This window comes from Niabella soli DSM 19437, assembly GCF_000243115.2.
GTDB classification, from domain to species: domain Bacteria; phylum Bacteroidota; class Bacteroidia; order Chitinophagales; family Chitinophagaceae; genus Niabella; species Niabella soli.
The window spans coordinates 1513871-1536090 of the sequence record NZ_CP007035.1; the positions used below are offsets into that span (position 1 = coordinate 1513871).

The window sequence follows — 22220 nt, forward strand, 5'->3', positions numbered from 1 at the left end:
CGGCTAAAAATAATTACAATTCGCGATTTTTTCATGCTCATTTTCCATTCAATGCGCTGCATTCAATATTTTACTTTTCACTGGTGATGGTATTTTTCATTTTTCATAATGGTACAGGCCCGGTACACCTGCTCCGCTAAAATAAGCCGTACCAGTTGATGCGGGAAAACCAGTTGTGAAAGGCTCCAGGTAGTATTCGCCCTTTTTTGCACGCTTTCATCCAAGCCGAAAGCGCCGCCAATTAAAAATATGATCCTTCGGGTGCCGGCGTTAGCGCGGCTCTGTAAAAAGCCTGCCAGTCCTTCTGAGGTCATTTGCCGCCCCCGCTCGTCCAGCGCTACCAGGTAATCTTCTTTTGCTATTTTTGGCAGAATAAGTTCCGCCTCCTTTTTCTTCAATTCTTTCGGAGCCAGGTGCGCTGCTTCTTTGGGCACAGGGATCAGCTCCCATTCCAGCTTAAAATAATTCACGATCCTCCCCGAAAATTCCGCCACGCCCTCTTTCACGTACTCATCGTGCCCCTTGCCTACCGCCCAGAATGCAATTTTCATTTTCTTGGAAATTTCTGTAAAACTAGGGGGCAGCGGGAATTAATGACTGGTTTTTTTTGATGGATTTTGAAAAACCAAAGAAAACCCGTATGTTTGCTGCCCCAAAAGGCCCCGTAGCTCAATTGAATAGAGCATCTGACTACGGATCAGAAGGTTTCAGGTTTGAATCCTGACGGGGTCACAAAGCCCCCCGCGTAAGCGGAGGGCTTTTTTATTTGAAAGCGTTTAAAACCCCGTTTTCAAAAGCGGTCAAATAAAAAAAGGAATTAATCTTTAAACTGCAATCAGATTTTATGCAGCACAATAATGAACTTAGAGAGGGAAGTCCATCAATCCAAATGAACTAAATCAGAAAGCGGAATTTCCAATGCTTTGGCTACCCTGAAAAGGGTACCAAATTTTGGATTAACATTTCCTGCTTCCAACCGGGAAACATTTGATTTCTCCATATTAATTTCCAAACCAAATGCATTCTGTGACCAGCCTTTCTCAGTCCTTAGCTGCTTGATCTTCAAGCCTAATTTCTTTAAAAGCTGCTTTTCTGTCACCTGTTATCGTTTGTGATAACAAATTTCAAAACAAGTCATATCTTTGAGGTTATCATAAACAACATCAATCTGGCATCCGATAAAAGAATGCTATATGACGGCCATTCGGAAAATAGAAAAAAGATCATCAGGTCAACGTCCGGTTCTGCCATATTTGTTTTTGCCAAAACAGTGTAATATGACTGCGCCGGCTGTTGATTCCTTTTACGTTGACCAGGATTCTTTGTTTTACCCACCTTAAATTTTTCGGCAACCCCAATTAATGAACCGAAGGGGAAATAAAGTATAACCAAAAAACAAAAACCAATATGAGAATAATTTTAGCGTTGGTGATTGTCGCAACAATTAGCTTAGCCGCTTGCCGTAAGAGAACATCGAACAGCAATACAAATGCAAACAGAGACAAATATTATGTTCAATATGTAGTAACGGTAAACTATGCAGATACTGTAAACATAAAAAATGAAAGTAATCAGTTTATACATCTACCTCTTCCTAATGGGTATTATTACGCATCCTCAACAATAATTGGAACTGTACTCAAAGAATTTGTGGCTAAACTAACTATTAACCATAAATATTATTTTGAAGATGCTCCTTCCGGTGATGAAGTAATAATACTTGTTAGTAAGAATAATAGTCCCTTTGTGCAAAAGCACATGGTATAGAGGATATAATTAATTGTATTACTTATTTTTTGGAATACAAAATAAATTACTAAATAATCAGCGGCTTTCTTCGTAATCTATAAACAAAAAATTAATGAGAGAAACATTACTCGTTTTGTACTATGTAATAATATTCGGGCTTTTTCTATTAGGGGTATTCCTTATAATAAGAGGGATAAAGAAAGACAGACCCCTTTTTACCGCTATTGGTGTAACAAGTATATTAGTCAGTTTATACTTAATTCGTGCAGAGTTGATAGCTTACAACGCTCAGGACTTTATGGATGAAATTCACGAAAGGATAAAGGGCTCTACGCCCGATTAACAAATTTAAAATGCTACTGCCTGAAAAATAAATGCAAAAATCATAAGACTAAACTGTTTCCGCCCGAAGCCTCATAACCTGGGTTTGCACATAGCGGACTTTATACCAGATAAAATTAAATCTGACAAAAATGATTAAATCAACTAAACTAAATCTGCTCGGAGTGATTCTATTTTTTATTTCTTGCGCTCCAATGCCCCCTGCCAAAGTAAATACAACACTACCTGCTTTAACAAAATCAAGATTCATTTCTCTGTCACAAGCAGAAGAAATGACAAAAACAGGTAAATGTAAATATCTGGTTAAGAATAGAAATTATGCTGCTCCGATGGCACTTTCTGCAAAAGGCGATTTAAAACAATGCGCCAAAGGTATTGATGAATGGGTAAAACTGGATGGAGGTAATGCTTATGTACTAAAAAACTATAAATGGGTTTCAGTAGATGGTTATGGCTCGGCTCAACTCCATCTTGAATTTGACACTATGCTTTGTGAATAATAATCCCGAAAACCAATAATATAGAACTTGTAAAACCATTGACCAAAACAAAAAAACCACCGTTTCCGGTGGCTGTATTGTTACTTCAGATGCTTTGTTGTTGATCTACTTCAGCTCCTTAATCTTAATACTCCTGAAAGAAACCCTGTTGCCATGATCCTGCAATAAAATATGCCCCTGCGGTGCCATGCCAAAATCCGGCCAGTTCTTATATTTACTCTTTGCAACAAGCGCTTTATATTCAGCGGACCCCCGCTTATATTCCAGCATCTTCCAGCCATTGAGCCAATGCTGCACCGTATTATCCGGATAAACAATAACCATTCCTTTATTCCACTGGCCGATGGGTTTGCGTGCTCTTTTTTCACGGTTAGAAGTGATCAGATCATACAGGGACGCCAGGGTCCGGTCTCCGTTCACGCCCATCTTTGCATCAGGGTGCCGCTCGTCATCCAATACCTGGTATTCCAGCCCGATGGCAGAGCCGGGCGTTTGTTCTTTTTCAGTTACAAAATACTTTACCCCGCTGTTGGCCCCTTCTGTCAGTTTAAAATCAAATTCGAGTATGAAAGCGCTGTATTGTTTATCCGTAACAATATCACCGCCGTTTTGCGCCTCTCTTCCTCCCGAAGCCAGCACGGTCAGGTCGCCATCTTTAATTTCCCAACCCTTTGAAGGAAACGCATCCTTATGCGCCCCCCTCCAGCCCTTGCTGGTCTGTCCGTCAAACAACAATTTAAAGCCGTTCCTTTTTTCCGCTTCCGATAAATTATTGGGGATCATATTCACCACAAAAGTGCCGTCAAGCGGCGCCGGCTTCAGGTTGGTTGTTTTAATACGTATATTTCTCCACCGGATCTGCCTTCCCTCCTCTTTCCGATCCCGGATACCATGCACCTGCAGGGCAATAAATCCCTTCGGGGTCATATCATCCACCAGGTACGCGCAGGGAATGCCATTCACCCAGGTACGCATCGTATTACCCATACATTCCAGGCGGATCTTATTCCATTGCCCCTGTTTAAACGCCTTCTGTGCGGAGGGGTTCAGATCGAGCGGGTACAACCAATCCCTCCGGGCCTCATCATAAATGCCACCCGTCCAGGCCCTTGATGAAGGATCAATTTCAAACTGGTACCCATGTACCCTGCCGTTGTTATAGTCCGGCTTGCTTTCGCTCCGGAACTGTATGCCGGAATTCATCGTGCTGTCTACTTTAAATTCCAACTCCAGAATAAAATCGCCGTAATCCTGATCGGTTACCATAAACGAGTTGGGTTGACCATATACAGTAGTTCCAACAATCTCTCCTTTCTCAACAGTATATTTTGCTTTACCATTCAACTGTTTCCAGCCCGTAAAATCTTTGCCGTTAAAAAGATTTCTCCAACCGGGGGATTGGGTATAACCCGTTACAAAACTCAACAGGCAAAAGGCAAGTATCCATCTTTGTTTCATATGCATATTAATTTAAATTACTTTTATGGCAATAGGGTCCGTTGTTTTTTAGCTGATGCAAACAAAGAACACCTGCTAAATTAAACGCTTTGCGATAAATGCAACGATCTAACTATTCAAACGTTTTCGTAAAAAGGATTTTGCTTTAAAAAAGCGTTTAAATTAATTGCTTATATTCGTCAATCATACATTTAATTATTGCCATTATGAGTACGAATAGAAGGATCTTTATTAAAAATACAGGACTGGCTGCTGTTGCAGCAGGCTTAGGCACTGCGCTTCCCCTGGAGTTGTTAGCAAGTATAAAAAAAACCGTTTCGCCCAATGATAAGATCGGCATTGGGCTTATTGGTATGAAAGGCATGGGTTGGTCGGACCTGTCCTCAATGCTGCGCGTACCCGAAACCCAGTGCGTTGCAGTATGCGATATAGACGATACCATTATACAACAGCGCCTCGCTGATCTGGCAAAGATATCACCGCTGAAACCCGCCATATACAAGGATTACCGGAAATTATTGCAGAATAAAGACGTGGATGTGGTAATTGTAGGCACCCCGGACCATTGGCATTGCTTGCAAATGACCGATGCCTGTGCGGCCGGAAAAGATGTGTATTGCGAAAAGCCGCTGGCTAACTCTATTTTTGAAGTACAGCAAATGGTAAAAGCGGCCGCCAAATACAACCGCATGGTACAGGCCGGACAATGGCAGCGCAGCCAGCAGCATTTTAAGGATGCCATCGCGTTTGTGCAATCGGGCAAACTGGGACGGATATCTTCTACCAAAACCTGGATGTACCGGGGCGGCTCTACACCGTTACCCGTTGTACCTGATTCCCCTGTTCCCGCAGGCGTGGATTATACGATGTGGTTGGGACCTGCCAAAAAACGCCCGTTTAATAAGAACCGCTTTCATTATGAATTCCGTTGGTTCTGGGACTATGCCGGCGGCCTGATGACCGACTGGGGCGTGCACCTGATTGACATTGTGCTGATGGGAATGAAAGCCGATGCTCCAAAATCCGTAATGGCTACCGGTGGCAAATTTGTATTCCCTGATGATGCACGCGAAACCCCCGACCTGCAAACCACCCTGTACGACTTTGGCAACTTCCAGATGAGCTGGGAACATAACCTGGCAACAGGTGTAGGCTTATATAACATGCAGCACGGGATTGCTTTTATTGGTGAAAACGGCACACTGCTGTTAAACAGGGCCGGCTGGGAAGTGCGCCCTGAAAAGAAAAAAATTGAAGCGGTGGAATGGAAAAAATCTGTTGACAATGGATTAGATCTTCATACAACTAATTTTATAGGCGTTGTAAAATCAAGAAAAAAAGAAGACCTCCATTGCCCGGTGGAAGCGGCTGCCAAAGTGGCTATCGCCAGTCATATGGGTAATATTGCTGAACGCACCGGGCAAAAAATATCCTGGGATAAAACAAAAAACCAGTTTGATGTGGCCGCAGCAACCCAACTGGTAAAGCCCGTTTATCAGAACGGCTGGAAATTACCGGTTTTTTAAAAGCCGTACCTTTATAAAAAGGTATAGTGAAGCGGAAAGTTTTTTACATAGCAATAGTTTTTGTTGCGCTGGCAGGTTGTGCCCAAAAATGGGCAAGCGGCCGACCGGCAGCCTATAATCTTGCGAAAGGCACAAGCGCTTCTTTTAATGGGATCATTATTACTATAACCGACATTAAAGAAAGCCGCTGCCCTATGAATGCAAGGTGCATCCGGGCAGGGGAAGCTATCGCGCAATTCACCATTCACCATAAGCAACAAACACAGACATTTGCTTTATGTACCGGCGCCGACTGTAAACAGACACAAGGAGGCCCAAAAACTATTATTAGTTTTAATGGCACTCAATATGAATTTGACCTAAAAGACATAACCCCCAACCCCACCCGCACGCTGATACAACAGGAACAAAGAGTGACATTCAGCATAAAAAAAGCCGGTTAGTTATGCAGCAACACCCGATAATATTATTTGATGGGGTATGTAATCTTTGCAATGGCGCGGTACAATTTATTATAAAAAGGGATAAACGCGCTCTTTTTAAATTTGCTTCATTGCAGTCTGAAACCGGTAAAAAATTACTGGCGGAATATCATATTCCTGAAAAGTACGATTCCCTGGTATTGATTGAAGATAATAAGGCCTGGTTAAGATCAACGGCCGCATTGCGGCTCTCGCGCAAGTTACCCGGTGGCTGGCCCTTACTATATTTATTTTTAATTATTCCCCGTTTCCTCCGTGATCCTGTTTACGGTTTCATAGCGCGCAACCGTTACAAATGGTTTGGAAAGCGGGAAGAATGCTTGGTGCCCACCGCACAATTAAAAGAGCGATTTATTTAACCATGAAAACATATGCTAATGCCATTTGTAAAAGTATATCTCCATTTTGTGTGGAGCACCAAGAACCGTTATCCTTTTTTAAATTCAAAAGACCTGCGGATTAAGGTTTGGGATCACATCCGTGAAAATGCAAAAAGCAAAGGAATCTTTATTGATACTATTAACGGGCATACGGATCACTGCCATTGTTTAGTTTCTCTGGGAGCAGACCAAACGATTCAAAAGACAATGCAATTAATTAAGGGAGAATCATCCTTCTGGATCAACAAAAGCGAATTAACGCCGGAGAAATTTGAATGGCAGGATGAATATTTTGTAGTCTCAGTGTCCGAATCAATAGTAGACAAAGTCAGAGCCTATATTAAAAACCAGGAAGACCATCACAAGAAAAAAACATTTCAGAATGAGTATGAAGATTTTATCGACAAATATGGATTTGAAAAATATGGCTAGACAATTTGGCTGAAGTCAAAAATAAAATTGACTTTTTTTATACCTCCTGCTAAAGCAGGAGGCAATGTTGAAAAGGAGAGATCAATAGGAATGTGGCTTTAGCCCATTCCATATAAAGGATGCTCTACAATTGGCTTTAGCCAAATTTATTTCATTGAAGTTAACCACCACACATTGCCGAAAGGGTCGCGCACACCCGCACTCAGGCCATAATCTCTTTGCGCCAGCTCGTCTATCACTACACAACCATTATCTACTGCTTTGCGCAAAGTCTCGGCCGCGTCTTCTACATAAATAAAAAGATTGGCCGGGGCAGCATCATATCCTTCTGTAACATCGGCAAATAAAATATTGCAGCCGTTGATCTGTACCTCTGCATGCATTATTTCCCTGCTATTTGCATCGCGGTAACTTTTGAACACTTCACGCGCGCCAAACACGCGTTGCGTAAACCCTATAAAATCATTTGCTTTTACAAGGATCAGGTAAGGCATCAGGGGTTGGTGACCGTTTGCTATTTTCATAGAAATATAGAATATTAAATGTAAAATAATAAAAGTAAAACCGGTCGCCCGCTTTACGCATTAAGCGTTGCCTATTCACCGTTCACGTTTCACGGCTCGCACTACTTAATAATATCGGTAAAATACGGCTCCAGGCGTTCCCGCAATTGTCCCGGCATTACAGCCCGTTTCATCGTATGCGCCTCCATAAAATAAAGCACCACATGCCCTTTAGCCAGCACGGCTCCTTTTTCATTAAAAGCTTCCTGGTAAAAAGTGATGCGGTGCCCTTCGGGAAGTTCATGCAGGTTGGCTGTTACGGTAATCAGGTCATCGTAAGTAGCCGGACGAAGATATTTGCAATGTACTTCAATAACGGGCATTATGATACCCATGCTTTCCATTGCAGCATAAGTAAACCCAAGGTCGCGGATCGACTCCGTACGTGCCACTTCAAAATAGTTAATGTAGTTGCTATGATACACCACTCCCATTTTATCGGTATCTGCGTATCGTACCCTGATTTGTGTAGATGAAGTAAACATAAACTTATTTTCCGATTGCCTTGTCCATACTATATTTTCCTGGTCCGATAATTAAGAGGGTCAGGAAAATGGCCAGGTAAACCCCCGGAAGCTCTCCCTGCCCGAAAAAATCACCTCCATGTGCATGGAAAAGCGCAACCGACATGGCAATGATCAGGGGAATTGCTGCCAGGCGCGTCAATAATCCCGCAATCAATAACAAAGCGCAGAAGAGTTCCGCAAATAATGTAAGGCCCAGTGATAGTTTTACGCCAATATGAAAAGGATCGGCAAAACCTTTGGAGGCTATCTGGTTAAATCCTGTAAGCTTTTTTATCCCGTGATTCATCACCATAGCTGCTCCCGAGGTTACGCGCAGTAACAGCAATGCCACCGATACATTCACCTCTTTATATTTTGAACTTAACAATTTCATTTATACAATTTTAACAACAAACATAACATTAATTACCGGATGCCGGATATTTGATACCCGATACCGGATACCGGATATCGGGTATCAAGCAACCAGTATCAAGAATCAAGCATCATCCATCCCTTAAAAATACTTTTAACGAATTTTAACCTGATATAAATTGAGGAATTGTATATTCGTTTCCTGTAAAATAAGTACCCATGTTTTCGATATTAACCACCTATCTCTATCAGCATAAAAAACTGGCGTTGCCCGGAATTGGAAATTTTGAGTTGCAGCCCCAGTCCGCTTCAACAAGTTTTGATACGGTGGCAGCCCCAGGGTGGAATATCGTTTTTTCGGAAAACAAATCAGCTACTGCTGCGGATAATCCGGATAGCTTTTATGACCTGCTGGGGTTAAAAGAATCGTTATCCAGGGCAAACGCTCAACAACAGTTTGAGGAATTTGCGAGAAACATGGTGGTAAAGCTTAACGATAACGAAACCATCGACTGGGAAGACGTGGGCCTGCTCCAAAAACCAGATCACCACATCAGCTTTACACCAAAAGCACCAACAACTTCCCTTTTCAGTAATGTGGCCGCCCAAAGAGTGATCCGGGAACACGCCGACCATCAGTTGCTGGTAGGTGAAAAGGAAACTACCAAAAATGCGGCGCTGGAAGAAATGCTATGGGAAGAACGCTCCAATCGAAGAAAAACAATTACCTGGGTAATAGTAGCTGCCGTTGCGGTTATTGCGGCCCTCTTTTTCTTAAAAAATGGATGTGCTTCGGGTAATCAGCAGCAGGTTACTATACAAAAACCAGCGAGCACCTACAACTTAAAATGATTTAAAAGCGGCGGCCCAGGCCTATACTCACACCATATAACAGGGCTGGCTGGTAGCTATAATGATTAGCGGCTAATACTTTGTTCTGATTTTTAGCATTGACAACACTTCCTATATTGAACCGAAGCATGAGGCTCCATGCAGGTGTAAGATTACCGATCAGTTTCCCCGAAAACGAAATAGCCGAAGTTTTCAGGTAGCCGCTATCCAATTTGCGCGCGTCAAATTCGTACTCCGGGCCAAAACCAAATTGCCATTTATAAGAACGGGTGCTATAAAATCTGGGAGCAACAACCAGCCCCATAGCCTTCCGGTTTATCCCGATATTGGGCCCCACCTCAAGACCAAACCGCTTGTTGACAAAAAATGTTCATATGAGAAAAGAACGGCGAAAACAGGTTCAAAATCTTTGGCATTTACCACATATGTTTTTAGAAAAGGATCCCGTTCCAGTTTATACCTTCCCAGGCCGGCCCAAACAATATTATCTTTCCAATCAGTATAGGATTCCCTCTTCTCAGGCTCCGAACCTGCCCGTCGTCTGGTAAAATATTCCGTTGTGCCGTTCTCATAAATAATTGAATCTATCAGGCGTTTATCGGTTATACCGTTTTTTGCTGCATCCGGGTAGCGGCGATACCAGAGGTATAAGGCATTTTTTCTTTCTACTGTTGCCCTTACGGGCGATGAGCTTCCTTTAAAATAAAGCATATCCTGCGCATACGACTGACTTACAATAAACCACAAAACAGCAAGCAAGGTGATCTTATTCATTTCACAGATAATTAAAGGTTCAGTTACTCTTATACGTAGCGGATATTATAAACGCAACAAATAGTTGCGGGCCATTTTGTCAAACAGGAGGTTCCAGCTATATAACCAGTCCTTATCTGTTACCCGGACCCGCTTTTTTAATGAGGAAATAAATCCCGACAGGGATTATATTAAAAATAAGCACTGCAATTATTGCCAGTACTTTCAAATGCGGCGGCAGTAAATTGTCACGAACAATCATCCTTATTCCAAACACCACAATCCCCACATATAAAAGCGCTGCCAGAAAAATGATGAAGGGACTCATGATACTGCTTGTTTACTGTTTTTGTTTGACCAATGTACACGCTCCGTAATGAATTTCTAAAAATAAAAAACCGTCTCACAAATAAATGAGACGGTTTATTTTTGGTGCCCGGGACTGGATTCGAACCAGCACATCCTTGCGAACGCTGCCACCTGAAGACAGTGCGTCTACCAATTTCGCCACCCGGGCGGGAGCGCAAATATAGAGTAAAAATTGAAAACTCAAACAAATTGTTTTATAGCCCTGATATAATTGACAACATCCCTCAAAGGTTAAAAAATAATTGCCTGGGCGGGTAATAAAAAAGCCGCGCTGAAGCAAATCAACGCGGCCTTTTACTATCGTTAAAAAACTCAAATAATATCCATCGCTTTCACAAAGAAAGTTGTCACGAACGGTAAAATAAGGGTCAACCAGGGCCAGTGTGTAAAAATAGCAATCAAAAGCGCCGCAGCAGAGATAAAAAACAGTATCCACATTAAACCTTTATTCTTTGTACCTTCTGACATTGTTAAATAATTTTCAGCAAAAATAAGGGAACCTGCTTATAATAAAAAGATTCCGCTTCGGTTTTTTAGCTGCGAAAAATTTTAAAGAAAGTTGTCTTTTTTTTTGAACGTGTATTAAACACACATTATCTTTATACCAAATAGTAACGATTTGGCCGAACCAGTTTCCCGCCGTACATTGGAAAACAGAAATTCATGAAAATTCAGTTTAATATCCGTTTTCATACAAGATATGGAGAAAGCTTATGGATCAGCGGAAACTGCAAATCACTCGGGGCAAACTGCCCGGTGCCCATGCTGTTGATGAAATATGCTACTTACGATTATTGGAGCATTGAAGTAGACCTCGACGAATCCTGCCTGGAACGGCCGCTCTCCTATGGGTACATTTTTAAAAATGGCGCCGGCGAAACTATTTACGAACAAAAAGACTGCCGGCAGTTGTTCCTGCCAAAACAATCGGGCTCAACCCTTACCGTATACGACACCTGGATGGCAACAAGCGCCATTGAAAATACTTTTTATACCGCCCCCTTTAAAGAAGTGCTGCTGCCTGAATACTGCAACAATCAGGCACCTTCTATAGCGGACGAAGCTTCCCATACATTTATTATCAAAGCGCCTTTATTAAAGGAAAATGAAGTCGTTTGTTTATTAGGAAGTGCGGAAGAGCTGCACCATTGGAAAACAGATGCGCCGGTCTTAATGGAAAAACAGGGCGACAGTTGGGTAACTACTGTGGCACTAACCAAAAACCTTTTGAGTTTTCAATACAAATACGGTGTTTTTAATACGGATAAAAAACGGTTCATTGGTTTTGAAGAACAGGAGAACCGGTTGCTTCCTCATCCCTCCCTGCAGGACAGCAAAATAATTTTACAGGATGGATTTATCCGTTTGCCAAACAATGACTGGCGCGGTGCAGGAGTGTCTATTCCGGTGTTTAGCCTCAGGAGCGAAAACGGGTTGGGCATTGGCGAGTTTAATGATCTGAAACCATTGGCGGATTGGGCGCGCGAAACGGGGTTGAAACTGATCCAGATCCTTCCCGTAAACGATACCACTGCTACTTTTACCTGGCGCGACTCCTACCCTTATGCAGCCATTTCTGCGTTTGCCCTGCACCCCATCTATCTGAACATAGAATCAGTTGCCGGCAACGCCGACCCTGCGCTTGCCGCAGAACTGGACATTGAAAAAAAGCGATTAAACACCCTGGCCGCTATTGATTATGAAGCAGTATTAAAGGCTAAAATTACGCTGTTAAAAAAGATCTTTGATTCCGCGGGAAAAGAGCAATTAAAGACACCCGGCTATACCGCTTTCTTTAAAATCAACCAGCATTGGCTGCAACCTTACGCGGTATTTTCTTACCTCAGGGATAAATACAAAACGGTAGATTATTCAAAATGGGAAGATCATGCTGTTTACACGGAAGCGGCTGTAGCAGCTCTTTTTAAGAATAATCCGGTTGTTGCATTTTATTGCTTCCTCCAATATCACCTCCACTTACAGTTAAAAGATGCTGTTGCCTACGCACATAAAAAGGGAATCGTGATCAAAGGAGACATTCCCATCGGTGTTTTCCGGTACGGAAGCGATACCTGGACGGCGCCAGAGCTCTACCATATGGAGTTACAGGCAGGCGCCCCGCCGGATGACTTTGCCGTAAACGGGCAGAATTGGGGTTTTCCTACCTATAACTGGCAACGTATGCAGGACGATCAGTTTGCCTGGTGGAGCAGCCGGTTTAAACAAATGAGCCACTATTTTGACGCGTTCCGTATTGACCATATCCTGGGCTTTTTTAGGATATGGAGCATTCCGATAACAGCCGTCCAGGGAATTATGGGCTATTTTGATCGGGCCATTGGCATTACCGCCGATGAATTTTATGAACGGGGGATCCAGTTCAGCGAGGACCGTTTTTGTAATCCTTTTATGAACAACATTGTGCTGGGGCAGTTATTCGGGGACAACGCCGCGGATATAAAAAGCCGGTTCTTTCACACCGAAAATGGATTCGACTATGTTTTCCTCCCTGAATTTGATACGCAGCGAAAAATAGAGACCTGGTTCACCCATCACCCCGCTGTTCACGGGGAGCCCAACTTAAAGGAATCGCTATTTCAATTACTATCGAATGTATTACTGTTAAAACAGTCATCCGGAGACGGTGTTTTTTATCATCCCCGTTTTGATCTGCAGAAAACAGCCAGTTTTCAGGCGCTGCCTTATGAGCAGCAGCAAAAGCTTACCGAATTGTATAATGATTATTTTTTCCGGAGACAGGATGCCTTCTGGAGAAAAGAATCGCTGAAAAAACTGCCCCAATTAAAAGCCGCAACCAATATGCTGGTTTGTGGAGAAGACCTGGGCCTGGTGCCTTCCAGTGTGCCGGAAGTAATGAAAGAACTGGGTATTTTAAGCCTCGAGATCCAGCGTATGCCCAAACAACCGGGGATCCGCTTCTTTGATCCGGCAAAAGCGCCTTACTTGTCTGTTGTATCGCCCTCTACCCATGACATGAGCACTATTCGCGGTTGGTGGGAAGAAGATAGCGCTGTAACCCAGGACTTTTACACCCACACGCTGCACTTGCAGGGAGAAGCGCCCGTTTCCTGTGAAGGCTGGATTAACCGGGAAATTGTGAAGCAGCACCTGTCGTCTCCCGCCATGTGGAGTATTTTCCAGTTACAGGACCTCCTGGGCATGGATGAACAGTTCCGCAGGGAGCACCCCGCGGAAGAACGGATCAATATTCCCGCTAACCCGCAACATTACTGGCGTTACCGTATGCACCTGCCGTTAAGCGCGCTCCTCGCCAACACTTCTTTTACCGCCCTTTTAAAAGAAATGATTATGAACAGCGGGCGATAATTTCAATTACTGCAACTATTTTTGCTGGGTGAATAATGTATTGATCAGACCCGTCGAAGCAACCGATAATGCTTCCCTGGCAAAAATAATCCGGAGTGCTTTTTTTGATTTTGGAGCTCCTACAAAAGGTACCGTTTTTGAAGATCCCACAACCGATGATCTCTTTGGGCTTTTCGCTGGTGCCGGTGCTGTTTTATGGGTGGCGGCAACGCCCGAAACGCTATTAGGTTGCTGTGGAATTTACCCTACAAAAGGGCTTCCGGAAGGATATGTTGAGGTTGTTAAGTTTTATCTTTCCGCTACGGCCCGGGGAAGAGGCATCGGCAGGCTTTTGCTGGCTAAGAGCCTGGAATCCGCAGCAGCACTACATTACAGGGGCGTGTACCTGGAAAGTTTACCGCAATTTGACACAGCGGTAGGTATGTATGAAAGGCTCGGCTTCAAAAGACTGGAACACCCCCTGGGTTGCTCCGGGCATACGGGTTGTACGATCTGGATGGCAAAAGAGCTTTGAGGAAAGGGTGCTGGATGCTCGATGCTGGACTCGATACAGGATATCGAAAATCAAGAATCCAGTATCAACAATCAAACAACGGGTATATACACGTTTTAAACAATGTTAAGAAACCGCTGTATCCGGCGGCAATAACGCGTTAATACCCCTCCGCCCCTCTTTCACCCTTTACGATGGCCACGCCGGCGCTGCAACCCAGCCGGGTAGCCCCCGCCTCTACCAGTTCCTTTGCAAAAGCATAGTCACGAATGCCGCCACTGGCTTTTATTTGCACTTGTTGCGGTAAATGTTTTTTGAACAGCTCCACCGCATGCACACTGGCGCCCTTTTCAGCATAGCCGGTTGAGGTTTTCAAGTAGTCGATGCCCGCAGCGCCATATAGTTCACAACATTTGATGATCTCTTCATCCGTTAAAATGCCGCTTTCAATAATGATCTTTATCACCTTCCCTTTTTCTTTTATAACCGGCATCAGGTGATTGATTTCATTGGCCAGGTATTGCCAGTCGTCATTTTTTAATGCAATCAGGTTAATGACGATATCCAGTTCATCTGCCCCATCTACCAATGCCAGCACCACTTCCGCCAGCTTGGCTTCAATAGCGGAATAGCCAAAAGGGAACCCGATAACCGTAGCCGTTTTTACACCGGAGCCCGCCAGTAATTCTTTGGCTTTTTTTACAAAAGGCGGGGGAATGCAAACCGCAGCAAAGCCATATTCTTTCGCTTCATTGCAAACTTTTTCAACATCGCTTATCAGTGTAGTGGGTTTCAGGATCGTGTGATCAATATATTTAGCAATATCCATAAACGGTCTTTTAGGCGCAAACCTAAAGAATTAAACAGTGATGATTGTAAATTAAAATCATTTATTTCCGAGACCCGCACTGCCGCAGCAGGGCTGTTCCGTTTGAACCGGCGGGCATTTCACCGTTCCGTAACTGCAAAAAACACAGCAATCGCCCGGCTGGGGCCTCAACCGCCGCTCACACCCTTCGCATACATAAAAATACTGGCAGGCATCCAGGGGCATCAGCTCTTCTTTCGAAAATCCGCAATGAGGACAGGTGATAACCGATTTTTGTGTAATGGTAGTTTCAGACATGGTTGTAATTTGTTCAATCAAAAATAGTCATTATTTCATGACCCCCTGTCCGCTTATTATCCTCCGGCGCAGGCAGTAACCCGGGCTGGAGAAGCGATCAGTGCAGGGCGTTTCCCTTTCCTTTCTTTATCCGTTCCCGCTGTTTTTCAATCGCATTTCTTCCCTATATCCTGCCTGCAACCCTTATCTTTGCCGAAATTTTTAAGCATGTTTCGTACACATACCTGTGGTGAATTAAGAACCGCAGCTATAAATAAAGAAGTAACCCTGGCTGGCTGGGTGCAAACCGTTCGCAAATTTGGAAGCATTACGTTTATTGACCTGAGGGATCGCTACGGCATTACCCAGCTATTGTTTTCGGAAGCGTTAAATGCCAAATTAGATGCCAATCCCATTGGCCGCGAATATGTGCTGCAGGTGAAAGGGAAAGTGAACGAACGCAGCAATAAAAATAAAAATATTCCTACCGGCGATATTGAAATACTGGTGGAAGATTTTACGACCTTAAATAAAAGCATTACCCCACCCTTTACCATCCAGGATGATACAGATGGCGGCGAGGACCTGCGGATGAAATATCGTTTCCTGGACCTGCGGCGTAATGCGGTGAAGAAAAACCTGGAGCTACGATACGCGGTGAACCGAGCAACACGGGATTACCTGCATCAGAACGGTTTCATGGATATTGAAACACCGTTTTTGATTAAATCCACTCCCGAAGGCGCGCGGGATTTTGTAGTGCCCTCCCGCATGAACCCTGGCGAGTTTTATGCCCTGCCTCAGTCGCCGCAAACCTTTAAGCAACTGCTGATGGTAAGCGGGTACGACCGGTATTACCAGATCGTAAAATGCTTTCGCGATGAAGACCTGCGGGCCGACCGCCAGCCGGAATTTACCCAGATCGACTGTGAAATGGCCTTTGTAGAACAGGAAGACATTTTAACCATGTTTGAAAGTCTGATCAAATATATTTTTAAAGCCGTTAAAAACATCGATTATACAGAAAGCGTGCAGCGCATGAGCTGGGAAGAAGCGATGTGGCAATATGGGAACGACAAACCCGACATCCGGTTTGGCATGCAACTGCTGAATCTTAAATTCCCGCAGCACTTTTTTACGCAGAAGGAAAGCAACGCTCATTTAATTGATGGAGCAGGCTTTGGTGTTTTTGATGACGCAGAAACCGTTGTTGCCCTTGCCGTTCCGGGCTGCAGCGACTATACCCGCAAACAAACAGACGAGCTGACGGAATGGGTGAAACGCCCGCAGATCGGTATGAAAGGGCTGGTGTTTATCAAATACAACACGGATGGCACCTTTAAAAGCAGCGTTGATAAATTCTACACTGAAGAAAAATTGAAGGCCATCGCAGCGGCGGCCGGTGCCAATCCCGGCGATCTTATTTTAATATTGGCAGGGCCGGAAGAGCGTACCCGCAAAGCGGCGAGCGAGCTGCGTCTCGAAATGGGCAAACGCCTGGGACTGCGCAAAGAAGATGAGTTTAAACTGCTGTGGGTGCTTGACTTCCCCCTGTTTGAATATGCTGAAGAAGAAAATCGCTGGGTGGCGCGCCATCATCCGTTTACCGCTCCCAAGCCGGGCGATATCCAAACGATGATCGGCAATGATCCGAAAATTGAAAACGCGGCAGACTATCTGAAACATCCTTATGCCTCCATTAAAGCCAATGCCTATGATATGGTATTGAATGGCAATGAGATTGGCGGCGGCAGCATTCGGATCTATCAAAAAGCCTTACAGCAAAAAATGTTTGAGGCCTTAGGGATGGACGAAGAAGAGCAACTACATAAATTCGGGTTCCTCCTGGGCGCCTTCGAATATGGTGCCCCACCGCACGGCGGTATTGCCTTCGGCTTCGACCGGCTGTGCTCGATCCTGGGCGGCAGCGAAAGCATCCGCGATTTTATCGCCTTCCCTAAAAACAACTCGGGAAGGGATGTAATGCTCGATGCCCCGGCTTCCATCGATGCCAAACAATTGAAAGAACTGCAGATCCGGCTCGATCCACAAGGCTGATCATTACAGAACGGCTGTCTTTTATATCTTTTTGTCATTGAAGCACAGAACCCCTGAGGGGTCGCGGATCACCTGACAAGACGGGGCGGTTTTAGCTCCGTCAGGAGCATCGCGTTTATAGAGTGATTGTCGTTGAAGGGTGCGGCTCCGTCAGGCAGCCGCGTAAACACGAGGCTCCCATGGAGCCCATATCTCCTGCGCCCGACATGCTATAAACACGGTACTCCGCTTTGCTGTGCAAAAAATGCTTTTAACCAACTCCCACCTTTCAGGCAGACCGGGGTAGCGCAACCTCTTTCTTGTCCCACAAGTCACCCGGTTGGGGCCTGTAGGACCAGGGCAACAAGTCCCAACCTCTTATTTTTTTAATGCAAAAATTCATGGGACAATAATCAAAAAAACTTTTTCTACCAACCCTGTTGCGTTTTTGCTATTCCCGGCGTTACTACTATCAGAACAAAAATAATAGTGCTCAAAATTTATAATAAGATGAAAAAAGATACGTTGGTCGGTAGTTCCTTCCTGTTACTGATAGTTATTTCCCTTAGTTCCTGTTTAAAAAATCATGACAATTATTGGAATAATCCTGATATTCAAAATACGTCGCTGGTAAGTGTGATAAATGGCGCGCCCCTTTCCATGCCGTTAGACATTCAGTTCAACGGAACACAGCGCTGGTACCTGAACGATTTTAACTATACGTACCGTACCTCCTATACCCCGGCCTACTCCGGTGACCGGAAATTTTATGTTTTTAACCGGGGGAAATCCGACACACTGGTTGCTAAAGCCATCACCCTGGGGGAACTTAAACGCTACTCCATTTTCATAGTGGATACCTTAAGTAAAATGGATGCGGTACTGGTAAGGGACAGTGTAATGACACCCGGTGCAGATTCCGTACTGGTGCGCTTTGCGAATATGAGTCCGGACGCCGGGGCTATTGATCTTTATATTCAGGGGCAATCCGGGCCGGTTGCCAGAGGTATCAGCTATAAAAATGTTAGTACATTTTCAGGGTTAAAATCGGCAGGCAATGTCGTTTTTGAAGCAAGGGCTGCAGGTACCGGCACGGTGCTGGCTACCTCCGACGCAAAAAACTTGTACAGCGGATATCAATATACTATTTGGACAACAGGATTTAAATCAATGAATACTACCAACGGAAAACTTATTGTGGAGGCGATCCGGCATTAGCAGATCCTATAATCCCGTCAGCCAATTACCCTTCCGGTAGCTGGCTGATTTTTGCTATATTTAAAAAAGGTAAAAAAACAAAAAGAAAATTTGGGAATACAGGACGCCGGGCTTGAAGAGATACTGAAAGCATGGGAACAGGATTCAGTATTGCATAAAAAAGCGCTCTATAAAGGCTACTATGGCTTTTTAAGAGGCGTAATAAGGCGTTATGTAAATGATTATCATGCAACGGAAGAACTTATTAACGACTCTTTTATAAAGATCTTTAGTAACCTGCATACCTTCAGGGGGCCTGGGTATTCAACCAATCTCCAGCAATCCTTTAAAAGCTGGGTGGCCAAAATAGCTTCCAGAACGGCTATTGATTTCCTGAGGAAAAAGAAGATGGATTTTCTGCAGGAGGAACCTTCGGAAAACCATTTTCCGGACCAGCACCCCGCGGGGGTTTACACCAGTGAGGTGAAAGATATTATGGCGCTGCTGGATCAGTTGCCGGAAACTCAAAAAACGGTTTTTAATTTATACGAGATAGAAGGATTCAGTCATGAGGAGATCTCAAGGCTGCTAAACATATCTGAAAATGTTTGCAGGGTATATCTCTCCCGGGCAAAGAATAAATTAAAAGCACTTTATATAAAACATTTTTAATGAAAGATCATGGAAGAACCTAAAGATGATTTTTTTGAACATATAAAACAGGTCCTTCGCAACCACGAGGAAGACTACCGGGAGGGAGCCTGGGAGCAATTCTCCGGTGCACACCTGTCGGCTCCCGTAAAAAAGATCAGAGCCTGGAAATGGGTGGCTGCGGCTGCCGTTATCGCCGGCCTCCTGTTGGCGGCTCCCTATTTATTCACTAAACACGATACGGCTCCATCAACTGAGACCGTTACCACAACTGAACCTAAAAACAATACAATAACGGCTCCGGACAGCAATACCCTACTACTGCCGGCCACCCCTGCACAGCAACTGGTAAAGAATGCTCAAAAGCAAACAGAACGATCAACAGGAACATCCGCTGCTGCCAACCATCCGGTTGCTAAAGATATGATCGCAAAGGCACCCTTAGTGGCTGCGCCTGCACCCGAAATTAACCCACCCAACACGATGGCCGTTGCACCCAAACAAAACACCACTATAGCGCCTGAACAACCGGTAAAAGACAAACCGGCGCCCAATTTCTGGCAGCCCCATACCGTGCCCGACCGGGAAAGCAACCTTTCCCCGGAAAGCAACAATAGCCCCCAGGTATTGGCCCATAACACACCCCCGGAAGAAGCAACAAAAGAACGGAACCGGTCAAGACGGTGGATCCCCAGCCTATACGTATCGCCCATGTTTGCCGAAAGCGGTGTTAATATGGGCTATGGTGTTGCGCTGGCTTACGCCGTCAATGACCGGATAAAAGTCAGCGCCGGTATTGCGCATAATAAAATAAGCACTTCAAAAAATTATGATGTCGCTGCCGGCAATGCAGCCTTAAATACCCCTACCACCTTTTCACTAGCTTCCAAACGCATGGCCCTTGCTGCGCCTGCCCCGGCACCCGCGCTGAAGAGCGTACAAGGCATCTTGTCCGGGTTCGATATCCCTGTAGATATCAGCTATGCACTTTCAAAAAAATTGTACGCCACTGCAGGAGTTTCCGGGCTGGTAGTGGTCAATGATAATACAAATTATACCCTGGTTACCAGCACCAATACACAGATATCGGTAGTCAACAGCCAGGGGGTATTGCAAGAGGACAAGCGTATTGTAAACAGCTCCTACGCTTTTTCAACGGCACTTCCCGGAGAACTGAACCACGACAAAACTACTTTCCTCGGTTTTTACAATCTTTCCTTGGGATATAAACAAAAGATCACTCCCAAAAACAACGTTTCTATTGAGCCTTTTTTAAAAGTTCCGGTGAAAACAGTTACCAACCAGGGGCTGAATTATAAAGGCATGGGCATTCGGTTAAAATTTGATTTTTAAGCCCCGCTGATTTAATCAATCACTTTTGGGGGTTCCTGAGCAATAAGTCTCCCGCAGATTTACACTGATACTTTTCGCTGATTAATTTCATTCCGCGCTATATCCGCACCAATCTGCGGAATAAGATCTGCGCCGGTCTGCGGGCCAAAATCACTCCCCGTCTTCGCACCTTCCCGGCCTGTTTTCTTTGAAGAGATTGATTGGTATTCATTATCTTTAAAAGAAGAATGAAACTACTCAACGCCGAACAAATACGACAATGGGACGCTTTCACCATCAAAAATGAGCCCCTGTCCTCTTTAGAATTGATGGAGCGTGCAGCTAATGCCTGTGCGCGCTGGATCGTTCAAAATACGCTTGCCGAATCTTATTATATTTTTTGTGGTAAAGGAAACAATGGCGGCGACGGATTGGCTATCGCCCGCCTGCTATACAACGCCAACAAGAAAGTAGCCGTTTATATTTTGGAATCGGATGCAAAAGGCTCAGACGATTATATCTCCAACTTCAATATCCTGCATCACCTCTCCGCTATCCCTATTTTTATGATCCGCGGGGAGCGGGACTTGCCGGAGCTCCCCTTCAATTGTATTATTATCGATGCACTTTTTGGCACCGGTCTCAATCGCCCGTTAACCGGTCTTGCGGCTAAAATGGTTGATCATATCAACAATAGCATTGCCCCCGCCATTGCAATTGATATCCCCAGCGGTCTGTTCGGCGATCATTCATCGGCGCATAATACTATTGTGAAGGCAAGACACACCCTTTCTTTCCAGGTTTTAAAAACCGCATTTCTTGTTGCAGAAAATGAGCCCTGGATCGGGCATGTGCATATTATGGACATCAACCTGCACCCCGCATTCCCGGATGAAGTAAGCACCCCTTTTTCCATTATCAATAAATCGCTGGCTTCCCGTGAATACCGGCCGCGCAATGCTTTTGCGCATAAAGGCAATTTTGGCCATGCATTGCTTATTGCCGGCAGTTGGGGCAAAGCAGGCGCCGCAGTTTTATGCAGCAGGGCCTGTCTTAGAACGGGTGCCGGTTTGGTAACCGCACATGTACCGCAATCGGGTGTCACTGTTTTGCAAACCGCAGTGCCCGAAGCAATGGTATTTCCGGATAAAGAAGCGGAACAGGTTTCTGGCTTGAATTACGATCTGAACCATTTCACCGCCGTGGGCATCGGGCCGGGTATTGGAACGGGTGTTAAACAGCAATTGCTGCTGAAGGAGCTGCTGGAACATATTCAACGCCCCCTGGTGCTGGATGCAGATGCATTAAATATTCTCTCGGAAAATAAGGCGCTGCTCAACCTGCTTAAACCGGATACCATACTAACGCCGCATCCAAAAGAGTTTGCGAGATTGTTTGGCGAAGCCGCCGATGATTTTAAAAGAATTGAACTGGCGCAGACCAAAGCCATGGAATTAAGTATTTTTATTGTACTTAAAGGGCATCACAGTTTTGTGGCCTGCCCGGACGGAACCGGGTATTTTAACATCACGGGGAATGCCGGTATGGCCAAGGGCGGCAGCGGCGATGCCCTCACCGGCATGGTTACCAGTTTACTGGCACAAGGGTACCTGCCCAAAGAAGCCGCCCTGCTTGGTGTGTTCCTTCATGGCCTGGCAGGGGACCTTGCAGCAGCATCCGGCGGCATGGAGGCCCTGCTGGCGTCTGACCTGATTGACCATATCGGAAATGCTTTTAAACAATTATAAAACACCGCCATTTCTGCAATCC

24 protein-coding genes and 2 tRNA genes are annotated in these 22220 nt (G+C 44.7%); 15 read left to right on the forward strand and 11 right to left on the reverse strand.

Features of this window, described 5'->3' with window-relative positions:
- Positions 1-77 precede the first annotated feature (77 nt).
- Positions 78-551, reverse strand: a complete 474-nt coding sequence (locus NIASO_RS06475; RefSeq protein WP_008585049.1) for a 23S rRNA (pseudouridine(1915)-N(3))-methyltransferase RlmH — start codon at positions 549-551, stop codon at positions 78-80.
- A gap of 107 nt (positions 552-658) precedes the next feature.
- Here NIASO_RS06475 and NIASO_RS06480 point away from each other — a divergent pair.
- Positions 659-732 (forward strand) — tRNA-Arg (locus NIASO_RS06480).
- Between the two features lie 148 nt (positions 733-880).
- On the opposite strand, the gene NIASO_RS06485 is transcribed toward NIASO_RS06480, so the two are convergent.
- Positions 881-1099, reverse strand: a complete 219-nt coding sequence (locus NIASO_RS06485; protein ID WP_008585047.1) for a helix-turn-helix domain-containing protein — start codon at positions 1097-1099, stop codon at positions 881-883.
- A gap of 308 nt (positions 1100-1407) precedes the next feature.
- Between NIASO_RS06485 and NIASO_RS06495 the strand changes: the two genes are divergently transcribed.
- On the forward strand, positions 1408-1767 hold the full coding sequence (locus NIASO_RS06495) for a hypothetical protein (RefSeq protein WP_008585045.1): 360 nt from the start codon (positions 1408-1410) through the stop codon (positions 1765-1767).
- 455 nt (positions 1768-2222) lie between these two features.
- Positions 2223-2591: a hypothetical protein gene (locus NIASO_RS06505; protein ID WP_008585041.1), complete on the forward strand. Its 369-nt coding sequence runs from the start codon at positions 2223-2225 to the stop codon at positions 2589-2591.
- 105 nt (positions 2592-2696) lie between these two features.
- Here the strand turns inward: NIASO_RS06505 and NIASO_RS06510 are convergent, their stop codons facing one another.
- Positions 2697-4049 (reverse strand): 3-keto-disaccharide hydrolase, encoded by a 1353-nt coding sequence (locus NIASO_RS06510; protein ID WP_008585040.1) that lies wholly within the window; start codon positions 4047-4049, stop codon positions 2697-2699.
- A 206-nt stretch (positions 4050-4255) separates the two neighbouring features.
- Between NIASO_RS06510 and NIASO_RS06515 the strand changes: the two genes are divergently transcribed.
- The 4 genes from NIASO_RS06515 to tnpA are packed head-to-tail and all read left to right on the forward strand — an operon-like array spanning position 4256 to position 6869.
- Positions 4256-5575 (forward strand): Gfo/Idh/MocA family protein, encoded by a 1320-nt coding sequence (locus tag NIASO_RS06515; RefSeq protein WP_008585039.1) that lies wholly within the window; start codon positions 4256-4258, stop codon positions 5573-5575.
- 26 nt (positions 5576-5601) lie between these two features.
- Positions 5602-6018, forward strand: coding sequence for a hypothetical protein (locus NIASO_RS06520; protein WP_008585037.1), 417 nt, complete (start codon positions 5602-5604; stop codon positions 6016-6018).
- Between the two features lie 2 nt (positions 6019-6020).
- Positions 6021-6416, forward strand: coding sequence for a thiol-disulfide oxidoreductase DCC family protein (locus NIASO_RS06525; RefSeq protein WP_008585035.1), 396 nt, complete (start codon positions 6021-6023; stop codon positions 6414-6416).
- Positions 6417-6428: 12 nt separating this feature from the next.
- Positions 6429-6869: an IS200/IS605 family transposase gene (gene tnpA, locus NIASO_RS06530; protein WP_008585033.1), complete on the forward strand. Its 441-nt coding sequence runs from the start codon at positions 6429-6431 to the stop codon at positions 6867-6869.
- Between the two features lie 146 nt (positions 6870-7015).
- On the opposite strand, the gene NIASO_RS06535 is transcribed toward tnpA, so the two are convergent.
- From NIASO_RS06535 to NIASO_RS06545, 3 genes are all read right to left on the reverse strand, one after another.
- Positions 7016-7393, reverse strand: a complete 378-nt coding sequence (locus tag NIASO_RS06535) for a VOC family protein (protein ID WP_008585031.1) — start codon at positions 7391-7393, stop codon at positions 7016-7018.
- A gap of 101 nt (positions 7394-7494) precedes the next feature.
- On the reverse strand, positions 7495-7917 hold the full coding sequence (locus NIASO_RS06540) for an acyl-CoA thioesterase (protein WP_008585029.1): 423 nt from the start codon (positions 7915-7917) through the stop codon (positions 7495-7497).
- A 4-nt stretch (positions 7918-7921) separates the two neighbouring features.
- Entirely contained in the window at positions 7922-8332 is a 411-nt protein-coding gene (locus tag NIASO_RS06545) for a DoxX family protein (RefSeq protein WP_008585027.1), read from the reverse strand.
- Positions 8333-8532: 200 nt separating this feature from the next.
- Here NIASO_RS06545 and NIASO_RS06550 point away from each other — a divergent pair, with 200 nt between their 5' ends.
- The gene (locus tag NIASO_RS06550) at positions 8533-9165 is read left to right on the forward strand and encodes a hypothetical protein (protein WP_008585025.1); all 633 of its coding nucleotides are present in this window, start codon (positions 8533-8535) and stop codon (positions 9163-9165) included.
- 1 nt (position 9166) lies between these two features.
- Here the strand turns inward: NIASO_RS06550 and NIASO_RS06555 are convergent, their stop codons facing one another.
- From NIASO_RS06555 to NIASO_RS06570, 3 genes are all read right to left on the reverse strand, one after another.
- On the reverse strand, positions 9167-9469 hold the full coding sequence (locus tag NIASO_RS06555; protein ID WP_008585024.1) for a hypothetical protein: 303 nt from the start codon (positions 9467-9469) through the stop codon (positions 9167-9169).
- Positions 9470-9480: 11 nt separating this feature from the next.
- Complete coding sequence (locus NIASO_RS06560; RefSeq protein ID WP_008585022.1) at positions 9481-9939, reverse strand: hypothetical protein; 459 nt, start codon at positions 9937-9939, stop codon at positions 9481-9483.
- A gap of 409 nt (positions 9940-10348) precedes the next feature.
- Positions 10349-10435 (reverse strand) — tRNA-Leu (locus tag NIASO_RS06570).
- A 515-nt stretch (positions 10436-10950) separates the two neighbouring features.
- Between NIASO_RS06570 and NIASO_RS06575 the strand changes: the two genes are divergently transcribed.
- Positions 10951-13635, forward strand: a complete 2685-nt coding sequence (locus NIASO_RS06575) for a 4-alpha-glucanotransferase (RefSeq protein WP_008585018.1) — start codon at positions 10951-10953, stop codon at positions 13633-13635.
- A gap of 28 nt (positions 13636-13663) precedes the next feature.
- Positions 13664-14149, forward strand: a complete 486-nt coding sequence (locus tag NIASO_RS06580) for a GNAT family N-acetyltransferase (RefSeq protein ID WP_025298763.1) — start codon at positions 13664-13666, stop codon at positions 14147-14149.
- A 139-nt stretch (positions 14150-14288) separates the two neighbouring features.
- On the opposite strand, the gene deoC is transcribed toward NIASO_RS06580, so the two are convergent.
- Together deoC and NIASO_RS06590 are read right to left on the reverse strand one after the other, a co-directional pair.
- Positions 14289-14957, reverse strand: coding sequence for a deoxyribose-phosphate aldolase (gene deoC, locus NIASO_RS06585; protein ID WP_008585014.1), 669 nt, complete (start codon positions 14955-14957; stop codon positions 14289-14291).
- Between the two features lie 57 nt (positions 14958-15014).
- Positions 15015-15254, reverse strand: coding sequence for a GDCCVxC domain-containing (seleno)protein (locus tag NIASO_RS06590; RefSeq protein WP_008585011.1), 240 nt, complete (start codon positions 15252-15254; stop codon positions 15015-15017).
- Between the two features lie 207 nt (positions 15255-15461).
- Between NIASO_RS06590 and aspS the strand changes: the two genes are divergently transcribed.
- The 5 genes from aspS to NIASO_RS06615 all read left to right on the forward strand — a co-directional run bounded on the left by aspS (position 15462) and on the right by NIASO_RS06615 (position 22198).
- Positions 15462-17291 carry an aspartate--tRNA ligase gene (gene aspS, locus NIASO_RS06595; RefSeq protein WP_008585009.1) on the forward strand — a complete coding sequence of 610 codons (1830 nt, stop codon included), beginning with the start codon at positions 15462-15464 and terminating at the stop codon, positions 17289-17291.
- 489 nt (positions 17292-17780) lie between these two features.
- Positions 17781-18488: a DUF4397 domain-containing protein gene (locus NIASO_RS06600; protein ID WP_008585007.1), complete on the forward strand. Its 708-nt coding sequence runs from the start codon at positions 17781-17783 to the stop codon at positions 18486-18488.
- Between the two features lie 90 nt (positions 18489-18578).
- A complete protein-coding gene (locus tag NIASO_RS06605) occupies positions 18579-19139 on the forward strand; it encodes an RNA polymerase sigma factor (RefSeq protein ID WP_008585005.1) in 561 nt (186 codons plus the stop codon).
- 9 nt (positions 19140-19148) lie between these two features.
- Positions 19149-20471, forward strand: coding sequence for a hypothetical protein (locus NIASO_RS06610; RefSeq protein ID WP_008585003.1), 1323 nt, complete (start codon positions 19149-19151; stop codon positions 20469-20471).
- 227 nt (positions 20472-20698) lie between these two features.
- Positions 20699-22198: a bifunctional ADP-dependent NAD(P)H-hydrate dehydratase/NAD(P)H-hydrate epimerase gene (locus NIASO_RS06615; RefSeq protein ID WP_008585002.1), complete on the forward strand. Its 1500-nt coding sequence runs from the start codon at positions 20699-20701 to the stop codon at positions 22196-22198.
- The last annotated feature ends 22 nt before the right edge of the window (positions 22199-22220 follow it).